The sequence below is a fragment of the Corallococcus sp. CA047B genome, assembly GCF_003612065.1.
Classification (GTDB): domain Bacteria; phylum Myxococcota; class Myxococcia; order Myxococcales; family Myxococcaceae; genus Corallococcus; species Corallococcus praedator.
Genome location: NZ_RAWD01000040.1, coordinates 23,605 through 40,189, shown reverse-complemented (window position 1 = coordinate 40,189; position 16,585 = coordinate 23,605). Strand labels below are relative to the sequence as shown.

Below are 16,585 nucleotides of genomic sequence, written 5' to 3'. Positions count from 1 at the left end.
GCCGTGGCGCGAGCACGGGGACGACCCTGCCGCCCACCGCCCCGGCGGCCCCGGTCCCGGTGCCCACGGCGCCGTCCCCCACGGGTGGGACGCCGGTGTCGCGTCCGCCGCCGGTGGCCTCGCGCTTCGGGCTGGCGGTGATCGCCGGGACGACGCGCGGCCAGCGCTACAAGCTCCCGGTGACGGGCTGCGTGGTGGGCCGTCAGCGCGGGGCCATCCTGTTCCCCGACGACGTCTTCGTGTCGCCGCTGCACGCCACCTTCCTGGTGAAGGACGGCGCCCTCTTCGTCCGGGATGAGACGAGCGCCTCCGGCGTCTACGTCACCTTCTCCGGCACGGAGCCCCTGGCGCCGCGCGCGCTCTTCAGCGCCGGCCAGCGGCTGTTCCGTTTCACCGGCCGCGTGGAGTCACCGCCGCCCGTCGCCGGCCGGCCCAACCTCTACGGCTCACCGGTGCCGCTGGGTCAGGCGCTGTACGGCGTGGAGGAAGTACACATGGGAGGCAGGGCGGGCCGGGCGGTGGTGACGGCCGCGGCGCTGCTGACCATCGGGCAGGCCCACTGCGACCTCGCGTACCCGCATGACGAGGGGCTCGCCGGCCGGCACTGCGAATTGAGCCCCACCGCGACGGGCGCGATGCTGCGCGACCTGTCCGGCGGCCTGGGCACCTACGTGCGCATCCCGCCCGCCACGGAGCGCCCCCTGCGTCCCGGAGACCGGGTCCGCCTGGGCCAGCACGTGGTGCAGGTGGAGACGCTCGGCTGAAGAAGCGCGGGTCGCCGCGTCCGCCGGACGGGGCCGAACCTTCAGCGGACGGAAACACTCGGGGGCTCCATGGGCCCCCACCCGTCAGCCGGAGGGCGCCACCGGATTCGCCCCTTCGCCAGGGGAACAGCCCCCCAGGCCTGCGTCCCCGCGTCAGGGTGCCGCGGGGCGGGCCACGGCGCTGCCGAGCCGCAGCTCGATGTACGCCCGCGCCTTGGAGTCGGGCATGTCCCGCAGGTGGCGCTCCCACCAGCCACGCGCCTCGTCCGTCTGGTCGCGCTGCCAGTACAGCTCGCCCAGCTTCAGGGCCAGCTCCGCCTCCGGGTTGTAGCTGAAGGCTTCCTTGTAGCTGGCCGTCGCGCGGTTCAGCTCGCCGGAGAGCACGTCGCGGTCCCCGTCCTGCGTCAGCTTGCGGGCCTTGTCCACGTTGCGCGAGGTGCTGGGAATCTGCCGCAGGTACTCGGGCGGCTGGTTCGGGTCCGTGCCGGCGGTGAGCTGCCGGGGTGCATTGGCCGGCGGCAGGTAGGTGTTGCCCTCCGCGCCGCTGCCCGCGCCGATGCCGAAGTAGTAGACGAAGAAGCCCACCGCCCCCAGCACCAGTACCGTGGTGAGCGCCTTGAAGAAGAGGATGAGCCCCTCACCGCCCCCCGACCCGGCCGCGGTCTCCGACGTGCGTTTGGCGCGCCGGGCCTCCTCGGACGCCAGCGTGGCTTCCTCGGACACGGGGGTGCGCGTGTCGGGCAGCGCCCGCACGGTGGCTTCCACCGTCACGTCGTTCCAACCGGTGTTGTTCTTGGCTTCCTGGTTCTGGGCCGCCTGGGACTTGCGCGGAAGGGGCGCCAGCACCCCGGCCGCCTGCGGACGACGGGGCGCGATGTCATTCGCACCGCCGCGCCGGCGCTCCTTGTCCACCGCGAGCAGTTCCGCCTTGAAGGCGTTGGCGTTGGCCGGCCGGTCATCCGGGTCCTTCGACAGGACGCGCAGGATGAGGCGCTCCATCCCCGGGGAGATGCGCGCCTCCGGACGGCGGCGCGAGGGCGGAGGCGGCTCCTCGGTGAGGTGCTTGGTGGCGAAGCCCACCGCCGAATCGGACTCGAAGGGCAGGAGGCCCGTCGTGAGCTGGTAGAGGATGACGCCCACCGCGTACAGGTCCGAGCGGTAGTCCAGCACCGCGCCCCGCGCCTGCTCCGGCGACATGTACTCGGGCGTGCCGCACACGAAGCCCGCGCGCGTGAGGGCCGGGCCCTCGTCCTGCACGTCGGTGATCTTCGCGATGCCGAAGTCCAGCACCTTCACGAAGTCCGGCTCGTTGCGGCGCTGCTCCACCATGATGTTCTCGGGCTTCAGGTCCCGGTGGATGACGCCCGCGCCGTGCGCGTCCGACAGCGCGCTGAGGATCTGCAGGGCGATGCGCACCACGCGCGCCTCGCCCAGCGGCCACTCGCGGCTGAGGATCTGATGCAGATCCTGCCCGGACACGTACTCCATCGCGATGAAGAGCGCGCCGTCGTCCGCCTGACCGAAGTCCAGCACGCTGATGGAGTTGGGGTGATTGAGCCGGCTGGCGGCCTTCGCCTCGCGCTGGAAGCGCGCGACGGTGCGCTCGTCCGACAAGAGCGTGTGGCGCAGCACCTTCAGCACCACCACCTTGTCGAGTGCGAGCTGACGGGCCCGGTACACCTTGCCCATGCCGCCCTCGCCGATGAGGGCCTCGACGCGGTACTTGGAGGCAATCGTCTTGCCGACGTACTCGTCGCCGCCCTCCGCCGCGCGCAACAACGTCGCGCCGCAGGCGGGGCAGTAGCGGGAAGAGTCTTCGGCGTCGGCGCCGCAGGAAGGGCAGTACACGTCAGCGTCCAGTAGGTGGGGTCGGGACTTCACCATGCCCTTCGGGTGCGGAGCAAGCCATGCGCGCCGGGCCCCCCAACACCGCTCCAGCCTGCTAGAAGAGGGCCTCTCATGGACGCCGTGGACTATTGCCCCCGCTGTGACACCGAGAATTCCCGGGATGCCACCGTATGCCGCGCTTGCGGCTCGGCGCTGCGCTCCGGGACGATGGTGATGGCCGTGGCGCACGTCTCCTCGCGCCCGCAGGTGTCCATCCGCGTCGTGCGGGCGGACGGCGGCCCCGAGTCCCTCGTGCGCATGCAGCGCGACACCCTCACCTGCGGCCAGCAGGCGGACATCGCGCTCAACGACGACCCCTTCATCATGCCCGTGCAGGCGCGCTTCTTCTTCTCCGGCGCCCGGCTGGCCGTGGAGGACGTGGGCGGCGCCAACGGCGTCTTCGTGCGCCTGCGTCAGGAGCGCGAGCTGCCCGCGGGCGGAGAGCTGCGCCTGGGCCGTCAGCGCCTGGTGCTGGAGCCCATCCCCACCGCGGCGCTCGGACCCGGCGGCACGCAGGTGTGGGGCTCACCGGATCCCGGCTACCGGCTGCGGCTCATCCAGCTGCTGGAGGGCGGCCTGCGCGGCGCGGCCTTCCCGCTCAAGGACGGCGACAACCTGCTGGGTCGCGAGCAGGGCGACATCGCCTTCCCCACGGACGGCTTCGTGTCCGGGCGGCATGCGCTGCTGCAGGTGCGGGGGGACCGGCTGATGGTGCGGGACGTGGGCTCGTCCAACGGCACGTTCATCCGGCTCGCCGGGCCGACGTTCGTGGACAACGGCGACCACTTCCTCATCGGCCGCCAGCTGCTGCGCGTGGAAATCCAGGCCGTCGTCGCCTGAGCGGACTTCCCTGAAGGGCCCTGCCGCATGAAGGCGACATGGCCGCACGGCGCTTCAGGGCCCGTGCGGCCAGCATCCTTCACGCTCCGGCGTCAGCCGTAGGACTTCTCCTTCTTCTCCTGCTCTTCCTTGCAGCGGATGCAGAGCGTCGTCACCGGACGCGCATCCAGACGCTTGGGGGAGATGTCCTCCTCGCAGCGCTCGCAGATGCCGAAGGTGCCGTCCTCGACGCGCTTGAGCGCGCCGTCGATCTTCTGCAGCAGGAACTTCTCGCGGTCCCTCAGACGGAAGACCATCGACTGGGTGTACTCGGAGGCGGCCTGGTCGATTTCATCCGGCAGGTCGTCGGTGTCGAAGGAAGACTCCTCCACCAGGGTCTTCTTCGCGCTCTCGAGCAGGCTCGCTTTACTGTCCTCGAGCATCTTCTTGTAACGCTTGAGATCTTTCTGGTTCACAGCCTGCGCTCCAGGTGGGGCGGGTAGAGGGGGCCTGGCCCCTGAAAAAAAGGGCCCGAAAGCTTTATCTATGCACCTTGCAGTGTCAAGCTGACCTGCTGGAATTTATAGGTGCACGAGGGGCGGCTTGAGCGACAACACGAAGTTCGATCGGGAATTCTTGCGCTCGGCGCTGACATTGGCCGCCAAGAGCGACGTCGACCACTTCCTCTACATCTGTGACACGCCCATTCCTCCCGAGGACCTGCGGGGTCGTCCTGCCCGCAAGAAGCTTGTGTACGCGGTGACGCTGGAGGCGCTGGCGCACGAGCACCAGCGCAAGAAGGTACGCGCACTCGTCATTCCCGCCTACGACTACTCGCGCACCGAGCGGGTGAAGGTAGCGCTCGTGTCCGCGCTTTCCCAGGGTGCTTTCAAGGAAGGCGACCTGGTGTTGTGCATGACGGGAAAGGTGGGTCGGGCACCGGACACGTTGATGCAGATGCGCATTGGCGGTTCGCTGGACGACCGGCTGGCCATCGAGGGCGTGAAGCTGGGCGAGGAGTTCAACTCGCAGGTGGTGGACGCGCTCATCCAGTTGGCGCTCCAGATTGGCCAGGAGGGCTTCGAGGGCCACCCCATCGGGACCATCATCACGATTGGCGACCACACGAGCGTCCTGGAGAAGAGCCGGCAGCTCACCATCAACCCGTTCCAGGGCCTGTCGGAGGCCGAGCGCAACGTGCTCGACCCGAAGATCCGCGACGCCATCAAGAACTTCTCCGTGCTGGACGGAGCCTTCGTCATCCGCGAGGACGGCGTGGTGCTGTCCGCCGGCCGCTACCTGTCCGCCAACGACGACACGGTGAAGATTCCCCTGGGCCTGGGCGCGCGGCACGCGGCCGCTGCGGGCATCACCTCAACCACGCACTGCATCGCGCTGGTGGTGAGCCAGACGTCCGGCGCGGTGCGGCTGCTCAAGGGCGGCAGCATCGTGCTGGAGCTGCACCAGACGGCGCGGCGCTCCTGAGGCCCTTGCCCTACTCCTTCGCGCGCGCGGGCGTCGCGGCGGGGCCGTGCTCCTCGCGGTAGATGTCCGCCAGGGCGTGCGCCTTCTCCACCTCGTCGCGCGCGGCCTCCAGCGCGAGCACCCGGTCGAAGCGCTCCACCTGCTCGCGCAGCGTGTCGGTGATGACGCCGCCCACGGCCATGCGCGCGGACGCGCTCTCCCGTTCGATGCGCAGGTCGGCCACGCGCTCGCCCAGGTCTCCGGCCGCGGAGAGCAGCAGCTCCGCGTCCCGCTCCGCGCGGCGCAGGGATTCGCGCGTGGACTCCAGCAGGCGTTCGGTCTGCACGCGGTCGCGCTCCAGCACGCCCACGCCCTTCGCGTCGCCCCGCTCATGGGCCGTCTGGCACCTGCCGGCGATGTCGCCCAGGCGGGCCGTGTAGCGCGTCACCCCTCGGGCGAGTTCTCCCTTGAGGGCCAGCAGCGTGGCGGCGGACTTGCGCACCTCCGCCGCCTGGCGCTCCAGGTCCTCGATGAGCCGGTCGAACGTGGCCAGGGGATCCACGGGCGCCGGAGGCGTCTTCTTGCGTTTGAGGAAGCCGAACATGGCGCGTGCCTTGAGGCCCGAAGCCTACCCGAATGGACGGCAGAGCAGTCGCACGCGTTCGAGCGCGGTCGCCACCGGGCGATCGCCGCCGGACAGCACCGCCAGGTAGCGCGCGGGCGTCAGTCCATAGACGGACAGCAGGTGCTGCAGCAGCACCACGCTCTCCGTCGCGCGCCGGTCCGTGGGCGCCAGCGACGCGGCCTCGCCCACCGCCTCCAGGATGTCCACCACGCGCGCCGCGAGGTCCGCGCCAGGGACTTCCAGCCCGGGGGACGGCGCGGGCGACGCCGGGAAGAGCGCGTCGAAGGACGCTTCCACCGCCACGCCCGCGAGGGGCGCACGCCCGGAGGCCACCGCCTCCAGGGCATCCAGGTGCGGCCCCAGCGCCTCCAGCGCTTCCATCGTGGCCGGCACGTCGCGCGGCAGCAGCGTACGCCAGGGCGTGTCGAACTCCGTGCGCGCCCAGCGGATCTCCTCGTCGGAGAGCGGGTGGTAGAAGGCGCGGCCTCCGGCGGCGCGCTGCTCGAGCACCAGGGACTTGAGGTCGGCGTTCTCCTCGCCCAGCGAGATGAAGCTCAGCGCGATGTCCAGGGCGCCCATCGGCGCGCGGGTGCGGCGGATGAGGTCCAGGTCCACGCGGTCCTCGCCGTCGGTGATGAGCACCACCGTGGCGCGGGCGAGGTACGGGTCCTTGCCCTGCGCGGCGCGGATGGAGTCGAACGCGGACAGCAGGGCCAGGGAGATGTCCGTCTGGCCCTCGGCGGGCGAGTCGCGGAAGAGTTTTTCAATCTGCCGCGTCGCCTCCGCGGCGGTGTCCACGCGGGCCAGCTCCGTGGGCACGTCGTTGAAGAAACTGAAGTAGAGCGGATCAAAGGCTTCGTCGCGCCGGGCCTTCACCCGCAGGTTGTTGAGCTCCGCGATGATGAGCGCATCGCGGAAGCGCGCCCGCGCTCCGTGCATGGAGCCGGACGCGTCACAGACGTAGACGCGCACGGCGGTGCGCTTCACCTTGCGCGGCTTGGGCGGAGGCGCGTCGTCCAGGTAGGTGCGGACGAGCTGCCGGTGCGCGGCCAGGTCCTGGAGGATCCGTCGCGGGTCCGTGATGACGAACTGGTGGATCTCATCCAGGCTGCCCGTCGTCGCGAACGACATCGTCTGCGTCGGATACGGCACCTGGCGCGGAACGGCTCGCGCGGCGGAGGTGTTCGACTCGACGATCTCCTCCGTCAGCGAATCCTCCACGTCGAAGAAGCGCGCGCACCCGGCCGCCAGGTCGAACGTGGCCAGCTGTTCCGGCTGGAGCGAGAACGCCAGGTCCGCGAGCCGCTCGTCCGGCCCGCCCTCCTCCTGTCGCTCCACGTCCTCGGCCGCGTCGTCCGCCTCTCCCAACCACCGGACCAGCGACTCCGACTCCGCGTTCTCCACCATCCGCGTCAGCCGGGGCTCCGGGGGCAGCAACGGGGTGAGCGCGCTCCGGGCCGCGGCGGCCAGCTCCGGGTCTCCGGCCTCCAGGGCGCGCTCGTAGAGGCCCTGCAACGACCGGTAGGCGCCCCGGGGATCCTTGTGGGCGGTCTCACGCACGCCCCGAACCAGAGCCTCAAGAGAGCGCGTGGGAGGAACTTCGCGCACGCGCTCGCGCGCCTCCGCCACGTCGTTGCGCAGGGCCATGCTCCGAGCACGGTCCGCGTCCGTGCCCAGGCGGAGGAGCATCTCGTGGGCCAGGTCCAGGTCGCGCCGCTTCTGCACCAGGTCGATGACGTTCTCACGCGCGCGCATGGCCAGCAGCTCGGCGACCGCCAGCTTCGCGCTGACAGGCGGCTGCTGGCGATCCGTGTCGCTTGGGCGGTCGAAGATCTCGAACGGCACCTCTTCCTCCAGCGGCGCCAGCGGGCGTCCGAAGAGGTCCGCCACCTTCACCGCGCGGGCCAGCCGCACGAAGCCCCGGTCCAGCGCGGTGAGCGCGCCCGCCGGCACTTCCCCGGAGCGGTGCGCCCGCTCCACGCGGCGCAGACATTCCTCGAACTCCTCCAGCGCCTGGGCCGCGCGTCCCGCCAGTCCCTGCGCGAGCACCCCTGCCCTGCCCCGCTGGGTGCCCAGCGCGAGCAGCAGCCGCGCATCCGCGGCGGTGTGGATGCCCACCCGATCCATCTCCCGGTCGAGCGCCACGAGCACCGGCAGCGACAGGTCCTCCGGCCCCTTCACCTTGCGGCCGAAGGGCCAGGACCACGACGCGCCGACCCGGCCCGGTGTCGCGGGCTGGCGCAGCGCATCCAGGCGCTGCCGCAGCTGGGTGAGTCGCCGCGCCAGCACGTCTCAGCGCCGCCTTCCGTCCACGGGTGCCACGCTCACAGCGCGGTCCGCCGCTCCAGCACCTGCCGGCTGAAGCGTCCGAAGTCCTCGTCGATGCCGCGAAGCTGGGCGGACAGCTTGTGCGCGCTGGTGCCCAGCTCGCCCGGAAGCGTCTCCAGCATGCCCAGGGTGGCCTTGAGCCGCACCAGCTCCCCCTCCTTGAGCGCGAGCAGCGGGAAGCGGCTTCGGACCAGCCGCTCGAAGGTGCGCTCCGCGTCGCCACGGGCCGTCAGCGACTCCGGAGTGGGCAGCGCGGACAACAGCTGCGTCAGCCAGCTGCGCAGGTACTTGATGCGCGACTGGAGGAAGGACAGCTCGGCCTGGGCCACCGCCGCGCGCACCGTGTCGGAGAGGAACGCCGCCGCGGAAGCAGGGCGCGCCGCCATCAACTGACCGTCCAGGCCCACCAGCGCCGCCAGCTCCCCATCCGGCGCCTGCGTGGTCAGCTCCCCCCGGTAGTAGGTGTACGCGTCGCCGTTGAGCACCGCCGTGGGCGCGGGAGGCGGACTCGCCACCTCGCGCGACAGCACGCGGGCGTGCTCCTTCAGGCGCGTCTCCATCAGCTCGCGGCACTCGACGAGCACCGGCTCGGCCGTCACGCCCTCGCGCCGCAGGTTCTCCGCCACGGCCTGCACCGCTCGGCCGTACTGCTCGATGCGCTCGAACGGCGTCGCGCCCAGCACCTCGCGCGCGTACGCCACGCTCAGCGGCTTGAGCAGCTCCTGCTTCAATCCGGCCTGCGCGGGGTCCAGCGCCGTCAGCGCCTTCTCCAACTGCGTGAGGCGCCGCGAATCCGCGGAGAGCGCATCCAACGGATCCTTGCGCCCCCGGGCCGTCCCCGCGGGGAACGCCGCCGACACCCGACGCCGCAGCGCCGTCACCACCCGCTGGCGCGTGTTCCGGTCGGCATCGCGCAGGGGCTCGTGCAGGGCGGGCACGGTCTCCGTGAGGAGCACCGCCAGCGAGCCCATCACCCCCAGCTCCTCCTCCAGGTTCTCCGCGAGCCCGACCAGCCACTCCATCTTCACGCCGTCCTCGAAGGCGAGCCCCTCCGCCGCGGACGCGCTCATCTCCAGCGCCTGCTCCAGGAACCGCGCGGACGCCTCGCACAGCGCGGGATGGCCCGGCCGCAGCTCCGGCACGGCGCGGCACAGCTCCAGCACGTCGCGGATGGCGGTGAGCAGCGCCGCCACCAGCGCTCGCGCCGCCACCAGCAGCGGGGCGCGGTTCTGACCATGGCGCGGCCCCGGCACCAGCTTGCCCAGCACGCCGCGCGCGGTGCTGGACACCACGCCCGCCTGCCAGTTGCGGCTCAGCGCCTCGGCGGCCGTGACATCGTCGGCGGCCGCGAGCGTCGTCGCCTCGCGCTCCACGCCTCCGCCCAGCTCCTGGCGCACCTTGCCCAGCACCTCGTCGAAGGTGCGCTGCTCCAGCCGGACGATCTCCAGCTGCGCCCGCTCGCGCGGATCCACCGCCGCCTTGAGCAGCGCGTCCGCCTCCGCCGCGGGCGGGCCTCCGAGCAGGAAGAACCAGCGCAGCGCGTCCAGGTCCTCCACCGTCGCTTCGAGCGGCCGGTCCGGGCGACGGTAGATTTGATCGCGCACAACCGCCGCCTTCAGCGTCCACAGCGCCTTCACCACCGAGCGCTGGGAGAAGTACTTCGTGGGCACGTAGTCCGGCAGCTTCGACACCTGGGCCACCAGCGAACGCTCCAGCGCGTCCGTCAGCATCTCCACGCCTTCGAGCACGTTGCCGGGCACCTTCACCTGCGCCACCGCGTCCTGCAGCAGGTCCAACTGCTGCAGCGTCAGCGTGGCGTGCAGGTCCGGCCGCGTGCCGTGCACGAAGCGGTGCAGCATCGCGGCGCGGCTCTCCCGCCGGGCGAAGGCCTTGGGCACGAAGCAGATGAAGCTCAGCCGGTCCGCGAACGCCAGCAGCAGCTCCGGCGAGCGCGCGAGCACCTCCGTGAGGTAGCGGTTGCTCGTCATCACGACGCACTCGGTGCGTCCGGCCGTCACCTTGCGGCCATGCTTCAGCTCCCGCTCGTACATCACGTTGAGGATGGAGCGCAGCAGCATGTCCCGGCCGTCGAAGACCTCGTCCAGGAACGCGTGCACCGAGCCCAGCATGCCCTCGTCGGTGAGGTACTCCGTGCGCCCCGTCTCCGTGAGGACCTTGAAGTCCACCGGCCCGATGAGGTCCGTCTGCAGGGTGGACTCGGCGATCTGCTTGGAGAACAGCGAGGGCAGTCCCGACGTCTCGTCCGTGATGCGCCCCAGGACGGCGCTGGCCACCGCGCTCTTGGCCGTCCCGGGAGGCCCTACCACCAGCACGTGCTCACGGCACAGCAGCGCCAGTTCGATCTGCGTGAAGAGCGTCTCCCGCTCCAGGTACGTCTCCCGAAGCTCCCCGAAGAAGCGACGAAAGGACTGGGCGGCCTGCAGGTAGGGAGGAGGCGAGGTCACGGAGGGCCAGAGGAGAGCGGGGAAGGCCGCATGCTACCCGCCCCCCTTCCCCTATTTGAAGTGCACCGCGCAGGCCCCGTCGGGGCAATTGCGACCCGCGATGCGGAAGCGGTAGCGGGCCACCATCCCATAGACCGCATCCGCCAGATGGCGCAGGCCCGGCACGTAGTACACGTAGAGCAGCCGGCCCAGCGGGCGTCGCCCCATGGCCCGGACGATGGCCTCCGCCCCCTCCAACACCCGGCCATCCGCCTGAATGAGCTGCATGGCCTTCTCACACCGCTCGGCGGTGACGCCCGGGAAGGCATCCAGGACGCCTTCGTCGCGGAACGAGAGCAGCTTCGTGCCCTGGCTGCCCACCAGCTTCTGCATCTCCCTGGCGGCTCCGCTGCAGATGCGGCAGTGGCTGTCGTAGAGGACCACGTCATGTCCCGGCGGCGTTGTCTGGAGCGTCGTCACGCGTCACCTCCCCACGGGCGTTGCCTGCCTTCTATGCTAGCGGGCCTTGAGCATTTCATGCAGCTGGCCATGAACGCTGCGCCAGATGTCGTGCTGTCGTTCAATGGGATCCATCAGCGCCAGGCCCACCGACGTCGCCGGAGAGCTGCCCTGGAAGGCTGAATACTGTCGGATGCGCGTGCCCCCGGTGCCGTCGTCGTCGAAGATGAAACGGTTGGTGCCGCGCAACGGGTGGCCATCCAGCGTGGTGATGTGGACGGTGCGCTGTTCCGCATCGAGCTTCACGGTGATGGGCGCCCACACCGGCGGCGGTCCCTGCTCTTCAAGGAACAGCCGGGCGCCGTCCGTCAGCGCGCTCGCCGCCGGCCGGAGGAAGATGCCCGCCGCGCCGAAGAGCAGCTCCGGGTGGCCCACGAAGGCCGCGTAGGCCTCCTTCGCGGACACGCCTGGAATGGTGCTGGTGTAGTCCGTCAGCGACGTGGGCGCGCCCGCGATGGGCGGGCTCGGCTCCAGGTGCCCCAGGTGCTTGCGCGCGTAGGCGTCCATCGCCGTGCCCACGTCCAGCGTCACGCTGACCGCCGCCGCCTGCGTCTGTTCCAGGAGCAGCGCCCCCTGCTTCACCTGTTCCTTCAAGGAGCCGGTGGGCCGGGGCGGAAAAGCGCCCCCCACGCCGAAGTCGAAGCCGTTGTCCTCCCACGCCCGGGGAGCCACCTGGGAGGCCCGAGCAGAAGGCGCGGCTGGCACGCCACCACCCCGGAACACCTCCACGGAATTGGCCGGAGCCACGGACGGTGGACGGAAGGCGGACGGAGGACTCGCGGACGCGGGGCCCGGCGGGACTTCGGCTGCGGTGAGCTCAGGGAGGACGCCGGACACCAGGGACTCGATACGGGACATGGCAGGACACCTTCAAAGGACCGCGAGGAACCCGCCCGCCCCTTGCAGCGCCTCCGCCACCCCGAGCCCGCGTGAAATCGCGGGGTTGTCCCGGCACCACATCCTGCGTCCGGCACCACCGTCCACCGCCCCGGAGGGAACCCGGGGGGCCCAAAAAAGCAGGGCCGGCGCCCCTCGTCGGAGCCCCGGCCCTGGCGTTCAGTTCCCGCCGCGCGGCGGCGGGGACCTCACGGATTTACGACTGGCGGAACTCGGCATCCACCACGTCGTCCTTCGCGGCCGGCTGGGCGCTGGAGCCCGGCGCGGCGTTCGGCTCGCCACCCGGAGGAGGCGTGGCACCCGGCGCGCCGCCGGTGGCGCGGTACATCTCCTCCGCGGCCTTGAAGCTGGCCTGCTGGAGCTTGTCCAGGGCCGCCTTGATGGCGTCCTTGTCCTGCCCCTCGCGGACCGCGTTCAGCTCCGCGACACCGTCCTCGATGGCCTTCGCCACGTCGGGGGTGAGCTTGTCCTTGTTCTCCTTGACCATCTTCTCCGCGGCGTAGGCCTGGCTCTCCGCCTGGTTCTTCACCTCGATGAGCTCGCGGCGCGCCTTGTCCGCGGACTCGTTGGCCCGGGCGTCGGTGACCATCTTCTCCACTTCGTCCTTCGACAGACCGGACGAGTGGCTGATGGTGACCTTCGTCTCCTTGCCCGTCGCCTTGTCCTTGGCGTTGACGTTGAGGATGCCGTTCGCGTCGATGTCGAACGTCACTTCAATCTGCGGCACGCCGCGCGGCGCCGGAGGCATGCCCGTCAGGTGGAAGCGGCCGAGGCTGCGGTTGTCGCCCGCCATCTCGCGCTCACCCTGCAGCACGTGGATCTCCACCTGCGTCTGACCGTCCGCCGCCGTGGAGAAGGTCTCCGACTTGCGCGTGGGGATGGTCGTGTTGCGCTCGATGAGCTTCGTCATCACGCCGCCCAACGTCTCCACGCCCAGCGACAGCGGCGTCACGTCCAGCAGGAGGATGTCCTTCACCTCGCCGGAGAGCACGCCGGCCTGCACCGCGGCGCCCACGGCCACGACCTCGTCCGGGTTCACCGTGCGGTTCGGCTCCTTGCCGAACAGCCGCTTCACGGCCTCCTGCACCATCGGAATGCGCGTGGAACCGCCCACGAGCACGACCTCGTTGAGGTCCTTCGGGTCCAGGCCCGAGTCCTTCAGGCACTTGCGGCACGGCTCCAGCGAACGCTCGACCAGATCGCTGATCATCTGCTCGAACTTGGCGCGCGTGAGCTTCACGTTCAGGTGCTTGGGACCTGAGGCGTCCGCCGTGAGGAACGGCAGGTTGATGTCCGTCTGCATCGCGCTGGACAGCTCGATCTTCGCCTTCTCCGCCGCCTCCTTCAGGCGCTGGAGGACCATCTTGTCCTTGCTGACGTCCAGCCCGGTGTCCTTCTTGAACTCGCTGATCAGCCAGTCCATGATCCGCAGGTCGATGTTGTCGCCGCCCAGGTGCGTGTCGCCATTGGTGGCCAACACGTCCACGACGTTCTCGCCCACTTCCAGGATGGACACGTCGAAGGTGCCGCCGCCGAAGTCGTAGACGGCGATCTTCTCATCCTTCTTCTTGTCCATGCCGTACGCGAGCGCGGCCGCGGTGGGCTCGTTCACGATGCGGCGCACCGTGAGGCCGGCGATCTCACCCGCGTCCTTGGTGGCCTGGCGCTGGGCGTCGTTGAAGTACGCCGGGACGGTGATGACCGCCTCCGTCACCTTCTCACCCAGGTAGTTCTCCGCGGCGCGCTTGAGCTTCAAGAGCACCTGCGCGCTGATCTCCGGCGCGCTGTACTGCTTGCCGCTGATGTCCACGCGCGCATCGCCGTTGGGACCCCGGGCCACCTTGTAGGGGACGAGCTTCGCCTCCTCGGTGGTCTCCTCGTACCGGCGGCCCATGAAGCGCTTCACCGAGTAGATGGTCTGCTCCGGGTTGGTGATGGCTTGACGCTTCGCCACCTGACCGACCAGGCGCTCCCCATCCTTCGTGAACGCGACCACGGACGGCGTCGTGGGGGTACCCTCTTCGTTGACGATGACCTTGGGCTCGCGACCCTCCATGATCGCCACCACGCTGTTCGTGGTGCCCAGGTCGATTCCGATAATCTTGCCCACGGTTCCCATCCTCCGGAAATGACTGCGTTTTTCCTGCGAAATCCCGATGTATGCCCAACGTAACCACCCCCCCTGTCGTGTCAAACGCAAGGGCGGGTTTCCCCGTGGGACCGGGCACCCAGCGCAAAGGTGATGACGCCCCCTGCGTAGCGCAGTGCGCAGGCAAAGACGGGGGCCCTGTCACCTGCCCGCCATCCGCTCGCCATCCACCCGCCATGGGTGCGTAACGCGCTCTACACCGCCGTCACCCGGCGGTAGCAACCGAGCGTCCACATTGGCCACCAGCAAACCGTGCAACCCCTTGAAACTCCAGTGAGCACCTTGACTGACGCCTCGCGTCAGCCGTTGGCGAGAAAAGTGCACAGTCCCAACCGCGTCATCGCTGTCATGCCTGCCCCCCTCCCCCTGGAGTCGTCCATGCTGGTCCAGCCCCTTCGTTCCACGGACTTCCGCCGCTCCCCGTCGGCGCTTCCGTCCGCTGAACCGAAGGTCGCGGTCATGCTGAACGCGAACGCCCGCAAGGTGGACGCCCGGGTGGTCAAGCTGCTGTCGCACGTGGTGCCGGAGGAGGACCTCTTCCTGTCGCGCTCTCCGTTGGATGCGCGCCGCATCGCGCAGACGGTGCTGGAGCGGGGCTACCCCACGGTGTTCACCGGCGGCGGCGACGGTACCTTCATGGGCTTCGTCAATGAGGTGCTGCAGCAGGTGGGCCCGCGCGGGAAGTTCGCCGGCCAGGCCGCGCCGCGCTTCGGCATCCTCAAGCTGGGCACGGGCAACGGCATCGCGGCGTTCGTCAACGCCTCCAGCACCCGGGGCGACGGCATCCTCAACGACGTGGTGCGGGCGCGCGCGGCGGAGTTCCCCAGCGTGCGCACCATGGACCTGGTGCAGGTGGACGGCCAGCGCGCGCCCTTCGCGGGGCTGGGCGTGGATGGCAAGGTGCTCAACGACTACATCTCCGTGAAGGAGACGCTGGGCAAGGGCATGTTCAAGCGGGTCATGTCCGGCGGTGGCGGCTACTTCTCCGCGGTGGCCTTCAAGACGGTGCCGCACTACCTCACCAGCTCCGTGCTGGTGGAGTGCGAAGTCGTGAACGGCGCGTCGGAGGCATACCGTCTGGGCGCGGAGGGCCAGGAGGTGGGCGGCCCCATCGCGCCGGGCGCCGTGCTCTTCCGGGGCAAGCTGATGATGGCCGCCGCGGGCACCATGCCCTTCTACGGCTACGGCTTCCGCATGTTCCCCTACGCCAATGATCGCCGGGGCTTCATGCAGCTGCGCCTGGGCCAGGTGTCGCCCACGCAGGTGCTGGCCAACCTGCCCCGCCTCTGGAATGGCCGCTGGGCCCCGGAAGGCCTGCACGACTTCCACGCGAAGGACGTCACCATCCGCTTCGCGCGCCCCATGCCCTTCCAGGTCGGCGGCGACGCGGCGGGCTACCGCGAGCAGCTCACGCTGTCGGTGGCCTCCGAGTCCATCGAGCTGCTCGACTTCAACGGCGTGCAGTAGCGCTGCTGGGACGGGGGCCCGTTCTCACGGGCCCTCCGTCAGGACCGGCGGTCAGCCCCGGTCGCGCGACGCGGGGGGCTTCTCTCCCGGTTCCTTGCGACGGCCCACCGCGAACGCGTAGCTGACGCCCGGCTTCTGGTTGTGGTCCTGGTGCAGCGCCAGCTCCTCGCGGAAGGCGGCGCTCTCCGGCGACGCGCCTTCGGGCAGGTGCGCTTCCATGTCGCGGTAGAGCGCGTCCAGCTCCGTGTCGTGCAGCGACTCCACGGACTCCGGCTCGTAGCCGGCGCCTTCCAGCGCCTGGAGCAATTCGCGCGGCAGCAGCAGCGGCGCGCCGAGGCGCTTCTCCCAGAAGTCCAGCACGGGCTTGGGCGTGAAGCGGCCCACGCGCGCCGGGAAGGTGAAGCCCACGCGGCCGCGCTTGCCCAGGAGCGCGCGGAACACGCGCAGCGACACGTCCAGCGGATACTGCACGCGCCCCGGCACGAGGATGCCGTGGAAGGGTCCGTCCAGCATGCCCAGCGCATCCGGCGCCACGCGGCGCACCTCGATGCGATCCGACAGGCCCTGAGAGCGCACGCGCTCGCGCACGGGGGACACCAGGGCCTCGTCGGTGTCCACGGCCACCACGGAGCAGCGCAGCTCCTGGGCCAGCAGCACGGCCGCGCCGGCTTCCGGACCACAGCCGAGCACGAGCACGCGCGAGCCCGGGTCGAGCTGGGCCACCTTGGCGAAGCGGCGCGTGGCGTCGTCGGAGCCGAACGCGCGCTGCGCACCCGGCGGGTGGTACAGCGGGAATGACTCGGCGGGACTCATGCCCCCCTCATATACGCAGCCCGGCCGGACTTCCAGCCACCGCACGCCGCGATTCCCACCCTGGAATGGAGCCCGCGCGGCGCCTGCCTCACAGGTAGTAGACGATGCGGGGATCCTCGTGCAGCGCTTCGTAGATGGCGCGGCGCTGTTCCTCGGACAGCAGGAACACCGCCACGCTCAGGGAGATGTAGTTGCCCTTGCTGCTGGGCTGCTCCCGGATGGAGTCCGGGGACACCTCCGTCCCCATCTTCCGCTTGAAGAGCTGGCGCACGTGCTCGGCGAAACCGAGCGCCGAGTCGTCCGTCAACTTGCCCATCACCTTGAACTCGTAGGTCGTGGGGTACTCGATGAGGGGCTTCTTCTCCTCACCGGGGGCCGAGGGCTTGTTGGAGCCGTCCTGGGTCATGAC

14 protein-coding genes are annotated in these 16,585 nt (G+C 70.3%); 4 read left to right on the top strand and 10 right to left on the bottom strand.

The window, feature by feature from the left end; translation table 11 throughout:
- Positions 1-764: FHA domain-containing protein (locus D7X74_RS09750; RefSeq protein WP_233595955.1), on the top strand; the 764-nt coding region annotated here is incomplete at its 5' end.
- 153 nt (positions 765-917) lie between these two features.
- On the opposite strand, the gene D7X74_RS09745 is transcribed toward D7X74_RS09750, so the two are convergent.
- The gene (locus tag D7X74_RS09745) at positions 918-2,612 is read right to left on the bottom strand and encodes a serine/threonine-protein kinase (protein ID WP_233602043.1); all 1,695 of its coding nucleotides are present in this window, start codon (positions 2,610-2,612) and stop codon (positions 918-920) included.
- Positions 2,613-2,723: 111 nt separating this feature from the next.
- Between D7X74_RS09745 and D7X74_RS09740 the strand changes: the two genes are divergently transcribed.
- Positions 2,724-3,491 carry an FHA domain-containing protein gene (locus D7X74_RS09740; RefSeq protein WP_120532651.1) on the top strand — a complete coding sequence of 256 codons (768 nt, stop codon included), beginning with the start codon at positions 2,724-2,726 and terminating at the stop codon, positions 3,489-3,491.
- Between the two features lie 92 nt (positions 3,492-3,583).
- On the opposite strand, the gene D7X74_RS09735 is transcribed toward D7X74_RS09740, so the two are convergent.
- The gene (locus D7X74_RS09735; protein WP_014395767.1) at positions 3,584-3,946 is read right to left on the bottom strand and encodes a TraR/DksA C4-type zinc finger protein; all 363 of its coding nucleotides are present in this window, start codon (positions 3,944-3,946) and stop codon (positions 3,584-3,586) included.
- A gap of 127 nt (positions 3,947-4,073) precedes the next feature.
- On the opposite strand from D7X74_RS09735, the gene D7X74_RS09730 reads away from it, so the two are divergent.
- A complete protein-coding gene (locus D7X74_RS09730; RefSeq protein ID WP_120532650.1) occupies positions 4,074-4,955 on the top strand; it encodes a diadenylate cyclase in 882 nt (293 codons plus the stop codon).
- 10 nt (positions 4,956-4,965) lie between these two features.
- Here the strand turns inward: D7X74_RS09730 and D7X74_RS09725 are convergent, their stop codons facing one another.
- The 6 genes from D7X74_RS09725 to dnaK form a co-directional block, all read right to left on the bottom strand.
- Positions 4,966-5,538 (bottom strand): PspA/IM30 family protein, encoded by a 573-nt coding sequence (locus D7X74_RS09725; protein ID WP_120532649.1) that lies wholly within the window; start codon positions 5,536-5,538, stop codon positions 4,966-4,968.
- Between the two features lie 24 nt (positions 5,539-5,562).
- Positions 5,563-7,848 (bottom strand): vWA domain-containing protein, encoded by a 2,286-nt coding sequence (locus D7X74_RS09720; protein ID WP_120532648.1) that lies wholly within the window; start codon positions 7,846-7,848, stop codon positions 5,563-5,565.
- 35 nt (positions 7,849-7,883) lie between these two features.
- On the bottom strand, positions 7,884-10,352 hold the full coding sequence (locus D7X74_RS09715) for an AAA family ATPase (protein WP_120532647.1): 2,469 nt from the start codon (positions 10,350-10,352) through the stop codon (positions 7,884-7,886).
- A gap of 51 nt (positions 10,353-10,403) precedes the next feature.
- Complete coding sequence (locus D7X74_RS09710; protein WP_120532646.1) at positions 10,404-10,811, bottom strand: thiol-disulfide oxidoreductase DCC family protein; 408 nt, start codon at positions 10,809-10,811, stop codon at positions 10,404-10,406.
- A gap of 36 nt (positions 10,812-10,847) precedes the next feature.
- Entirely contained in the window at positions 10,848-11,708 is an 861-nt protein-coding gene (locus D7X74_RS09705; protein ID WP_120532645.1) for a hypothetical protein, read from the bottom strand.
- Positions 11,709-11,943: 235 nt separating this feature from the next.
- Positions 11,944-13,857, bottom strand: coding sequence for a molecular chaperone DnaK (gene dnaK / locus D7X74_RS09700; protein WP_120532654.1), 1,914 nt, complete (start codon positions 13,855-13,857; stop codon positions 11,944-11,946).
- Positions 13,858-14,274: 417 nt separating this feature from the next.
- Between dnaK and D7X74_RS09695 the strand changes: the two genes are divergently transcribed.
- Positions 14,275-15,363: a diacylglycerol kinase family protein gene (locus D7X74_RS09695; protein ID WP_120532644.1), complete on the top strand. Its 1,089-nt coding sequence runs from the start codon at positions 14,275-14,277 to the stop codon at positions 15,361-15,363.
- A gap of 51 nt (positions 15,364-15,414) precedes the next feature.
- Here D7X74_RS09695 and D7X74_RS09690 read toward each other — a convergent pair whose 3' ends face one another.
- Positions 15,415-16,176 (bottom strand): cyclopropane-fatty-acyl-phospholipid synthase family protein, encoded by a 762-nt coding sequence (locus D7X74_RS09690; RefSeq protein ID WP_120532643.1) that lies wholly within the window; start codon positions 16,174-16,176, stop codon positions 15,415-15,417.
- An 88-nt stretch (positions 16,177-16,264) separates the two neighbouring features.
- Positions 16,265-16,582: a YbeD family protein gene (locus tag D7X74_RS09685; protein ID WP_120532642.1), complete on the bottom strand. Its 318-nt coding sequence runs from the start codon at positions 16,580-16,582 to the stop codon at positions 16,265-16,267.
- Between the last annotated feature and the right edge of the window lie 3 nt (positions 16,583-16,585).

Bases quoted from the DNA above. Each gene is read 5' to 3' on its own strand.
- D7X74_RS09690 (WP_120532643.1), bottom strand. From the start codon at position 16,176: ATGAGTCCCGCCGAGTCATTCCCGCTGTACCACCCGCCGGGTGCGCAG.
- D7X74_RS09705 (WP_120532645.1), bottom strand. From the start codon at position 11,708: ATGTCCCGTATCGAGTCCCTGGTGTCCGGCGTCCTCCCTGAGCTCACC.
- D7X74_RS09685 (WP_120532642.1), bottom strand. From the start codon at position 16,582: ATGACCCAGGACGGCTCCAACAAGCCCTCGGCCCCCGGTGAGGAGAAG.
- D7X74_RS09725 (WP_120532649.1), bottom strand. From the start codon at position 5,538: ATGTTCGGCTTCCTCAAACGCAAGAAGACGCCTCCGGCGCCCGTGGAT.
- D7X74_RS09695 (WP_120532644.1), top strand. From the start codon at position 14,275: ATGCTGGTCCAGCCCCTTCGTTCCACGGACTTCCGCCGCTCCCCGTCG.
- D7X74_RS09740 (WP_120532651.1), top strand. From the start codon at position 2,724: ATGGACGCCGTGGACTATTGCCCCCGCTGTGACACCGAGAATTCCCGG.